This is a genomic window from Succinimonas amylolytica DSM 2873, from assembly GCF_000378405.1.
GTDB lineage: Bacteria > Pseudomonadota > Gammaproteobacteria > Enterobacterales > Succinivibrionaceae > Succinimonas > Succinimonas amylolytica.
On sequence record NZ_KB899638.1, the window covers coordinates 339,591 to 343,859 of the forward strand.

Genomic DNA, 4,269 nt, shown 5'->3' on the forward strand with positions numbered 1-4,269 from the left:
AACAGGTATTCCAAAATTCTCATAACATTCACGGACCTGTCTGTTAGGTTTTTCAACAAACACTTTGTTCGTCTTTTTATCTCTGATGCACATCAAAAGCAAATACTCAATTTCTGGGATCTTGATGAAGTACAAATCGATCAGAAAATTGCTTCAATATCGGAGTAAATACTTCAGATCCTTGTCATCCATAACGTACTCTTGTAACTTCTACCTATATGCTAAGAACCGATGTCAATAAAGCCTCAGAAAAAAATTTTTTTTGGGTTATGCGAGGTGATAAAACCAAAGTAGTTAGGGTACTTCTCCAGCACCTGCCTGATTTTGGCCGCTTCCTCATTATCTCGGGTATTGCGGAGCTCCTCTGTCATGGTGTAGGACTCGTCCGAAATAACGCGGTAATATCTGGTGCTGGACAGTCCGCACTTCTCTATCAGCGCCTTTTTGCTGTACCCCTGTGCATTATTGGTCGTAAGCATCTCTATGGAGCGGCAGAAATCACTGAGTCCCAGCCGCGTCGTTGACGTAATTTTTGACTACATTTCTTCAAACCGGCCGGCTATCTCTTCATCCAGAAGTTTCGCCCGGTTCCTGGCGTACTGACATCTACGTTCTGGTGTAAACTTACTGATGACTTTCGTCTTCTTCCAGTCTTTCAGTTTAAAATTTTACTATCCAGTGACAGTCAATTGTATCAAGAAATGTACAACAAAAAAAAAACGTGACAAGAATCATGAAATATCAAAAGTAACATGGAAGTTATACGACTGAAGTACTCGCTTTAAACAAAAATTGGAATATGACTCAAGTTTAAAAAACAAAAAACTTTACACACAAAAAACACTACTTTAAACTTTTGTTAACTTAAAAATTTGTGGTTATATTTAGATTATAGTCCAATATCTCAACATAGGTAGATGATTTACGATGTTGCGATGTTGCGATCAATGTTTCACGCTAATTGGTGATGTATGGCTGATTTTTTTTCAAGTATTTGGTATGTTATAAAATTTATTTGGTTTATTTTTGTCACTGGTGGTTTAATTTTCTTATTTTATATTATTGTAGCTTTAATACAAGAAGCCACTGACAAAGGATTAAAAATAATTTATATAATATTTTTAATACCTGCACTTTTTGCAATTTATGCCGACATTAGGTTTGTTTATCCAGAATCTAATCATTCTGTTTCAGGGGAGACAGTCCAAATAGTTCAGCAAGAAACGCCAAAAGTTCAACGTGAAGTTCCAGACAACAAGCAAAGTATAAAGCCAATTAATGAGGATATATTAGATAGTACAAATGTTGGAACAGATCGTTATATTTATGCAAATCTATCAAAGTTATCAGAAAGAAATCTCAAATTCGTATTAAATGATATTACTTCAATGTCTGGCGAAGACGTTGCAGCTTATAATCGTTTTTATGAAATTGCAAATGGTATTATTGATAAAGGAAATCTCGGTTCGTTGCTAAGCTATGTAAACAAAAAAAGGAGTAAAATAAAAAATAATAAAGCTGCAATAAATAATTTTAATTATAAAAAAATCGAATTAAGTGAAAAAGAACTAGCAGCAAAGGAAAAGGAAATTGATCAGCTTAAATCTCAAAATAAACAATTGAATAACGAGATTGCTGAAATTGTAACAAAAATGCATCTAACACAGGCTAATCCAAAAATCACTGATGTATTGATTAGATTATCACCAAAACAAAAGTTAATAAAATTTTATATTTTTAATGAAATTATAAGACAGATGCCAGATAATGTAAATGTGGATTCAAATGAAGGTAAAAAGAAATTTCTTGAAATCCAAATTTTATTACATCGGTTAAGTGATTATATAATCAAAGATGCTTTAGGGGAGTTAGATACCTCACTCAAAAAGATTAATCAGCACATTGAAAATACTAAACAGCATATAATCCTCATTAACAAAAAGAAAAATTTAAATAAGAATGAAAAATCAATAGTTAAACTTAATACAATTATTGAAACAGATGGCAGATTGTTAAACATATTAGAGAAAGTAAGAACTGTAATAAAAAAATTAATTCTTTCCTTTGATGTAAAAAAAGAAACATTGCACGAAAATTTAGACATAGTTTTAATTGAGTATGAGGGAGCTTTGAACTTGTCAAGTGTTTCTTCAGATCTTGACAATATCGCGTCATTGAAGGAAGTGCTCAACGGTTTTTCAATACCGGAACAAGATTCAGAATTCATGAATGATCTTACAAATGATGAGCTAGATAGGCTTGAAGAAATATTTCAGTAAAATTTCTGATATTCAGCAAGTAAGTGTGTGCAGAGGTCTGTATGTTTAAAATTAAATCAATTTCATTTGCGGTAATGCTATCTTTAACTGTTCCCGCAGTATACGCAGATTCATCTTCCATCAGCGATCTGTCTGTGAGACATAGAGGAATCGATCAAAACTTGATAAGACAAGTTTCAAAGGTAACCAGTGCAAATTTAAATCTCTTATTACTTGATAACACTAGTTCAATTAACCGGACAAGTCCTCAATCATATAGAGAATTCAGTTCCAAATTAATAAATATCATCACCGATAGTGATGTTGGTAGATTATTAAAATCACGATTTGAGATTAGTGATAAGATTCAATTGAACAAAAGAAAAACAACTGAACTTGAATATAAACTTTATGAAGTTGATGATAATGAAAAAATAATCATAGAAAATCAAATTACCAATTTAAATAAAAATACAGAGAATTTAAAGAAAAAAAAGAATGATATTGATTCAATTTTCTACGATTATTTTGTCAGTCATGGCTTTTCCATAGATCGGCAAAATTTAAAATTTATTTTATCTTCCGCTTCCTCTCCTGTTTTGAGCGATTTTCTACTAGTCATTGACTTTCTTATTCAAAGTCAAAAATATTATGAAGAAAAAATCATAAATGACAATAGCACGGCAGCAGTTAAGCGCTATATAGAAGTGTACGTAGCAACTACAATTGCTTATCGTTATTCTATGGATTTGGCTGTTGAGAGCATAGATCAAAATATCAAAAACTGTAATCTGTTAATCAGAAAAGCTCGCCATGCCATCAATGAAGCCAAAAGTGTTAATGATTATCAAAGTAATAATATTTTGATTAAAAATATTCATTACAATGAAAAAACAATATCTCTAGTTACTTCGTATAAAAACATTCTTAAAAAGATCAAAAGTGATTTACAGAGTAAAAGCAGTAAAAATGATGAAAAGATTTTTGCCTTAAAAAACTTGTATCGAACAGTTCAAATTGCAGATAATGTATTACATATTATTCAAGATTCCGTAGCGGAATACAAATCGTTTTTATCCATTTCAATTCCAGAAATAAATGAAACATATTCAATAGTTTTAGAGGAAGAATATGAAAGAGTTACAGATCAACTGAATTCAATTCAACTAAATGCTGACAGATGATATCTTCATGTGCTTATCATTGGATCAGGCGCTACTCATATCATACTATTGCTTAAGTTACAATAGAGCGCTGGGCACACAGGTTCATAAAATACAACAACATTCGTAGTATTCTGAATAGGGAACAGATAGAGCATGTATTTGCCAGCGCTAAGTTGCCAATAGGTAGAATCCTTACAGTTGCCCCGGTCTGTTTATTGAAGATTTCACTGAAAGCAAATGCTGATACCATTTCCAGAAAACAATTTACGGTCTGACGGTATCTTGATTTTTAAAGTTTGATCAAAAATATGACAAAGCATCATGAAGTCAAGTGTGATGTAATGAACTTCAGTCTCAAGACACTACTCCGCAGAAACCTTGAATCATACGCCATGGAAGATATTTTTATCACCTCTCTTGGGAATAATACGGAATTTCTCTGTAGGCAAAAAGGAAATTTGCTCATGGATCTATTCGCTTAAAAAACTCGTAATGGCATGCGAAAACGGTACACCATTATCCTAAGATTTTACAAAAAGTAACACTACAACTCACACGATCATATCCACCATTGAGTCTCCACTCTGACAGTAATAGATTATGATCGAGTCCTCTCCCCAAAAAGATCCCAAGTGATGATATTCAAACTTCGTATAACTGCCTGATATAAGAATTGAGATCTATCTCATGAGGAACAGGTATTCCAAAATTCTCATAACATTCACGGACCTGTCTGTTAGGTTTTTCAACAAACACTTTGTTCGTCTTTTTATCTCTGATGCACATCAGAGACTGGCATTTACCAAGAACAGAACTCATTGACAGGGTTGAATTCTTACGAAGCT

At 32.5% G+C, this 4,269-nt stretch carries 4 protein-coding genes; 2 read left to right on the forward strand and 2 right to left on the reverse strand.

Annotated features, from left to right (window positions below; genetic code table 11):
• Window positions 1–245: 245 nt before the first annotated feature.
• Entirely contained in the window at window positions 246–479 is a 234-nt protein-coding gene (locus tag F557_RS0114235) for a hypothetical protein (RefSeq protein WP_019002893.1), read from the reverse strand.
• Window positions 480–971: 492 nt separating this feature from the next.
• On the opposite strand from F557_RS0114235, the gene F557_RS0114240 reads away from it, so the two are divergent.
• A complete protein-coding gene (locus F557_RS0114240; RefSeq protein WP_019002894.1) occupies window positions 972–2,279 on the forward strand; it encodes a bZIP transcription factor in 1,308 nt (435 codons plus the stop codon).
• A gap of 41 nt (window positions 2,280–2,320) precedes the next feature.
• Entirely contained in the window at window positions 2,321–3,442 is a 1,122-nt protein-coding gene (locus tag F557_RS0114245; RefSeq protein ID WP_019002895.1) for a hypothetical protein, read from the forward strand.
• A gap of 624 nt (window positions 3,443–4,066) precedes the next feature.
• On the opposite strand, the gene F557_RS23090 is transcribed toward F557_RS0114245, so the two are convergent.
• On the reverse strand, window positions 4,067–4,269 hold a 203-nt coding region (locus F557_RS23090), incomplete at its 5' end, for a hypothetical protein (RefSeq protein ID WP_211209575.1).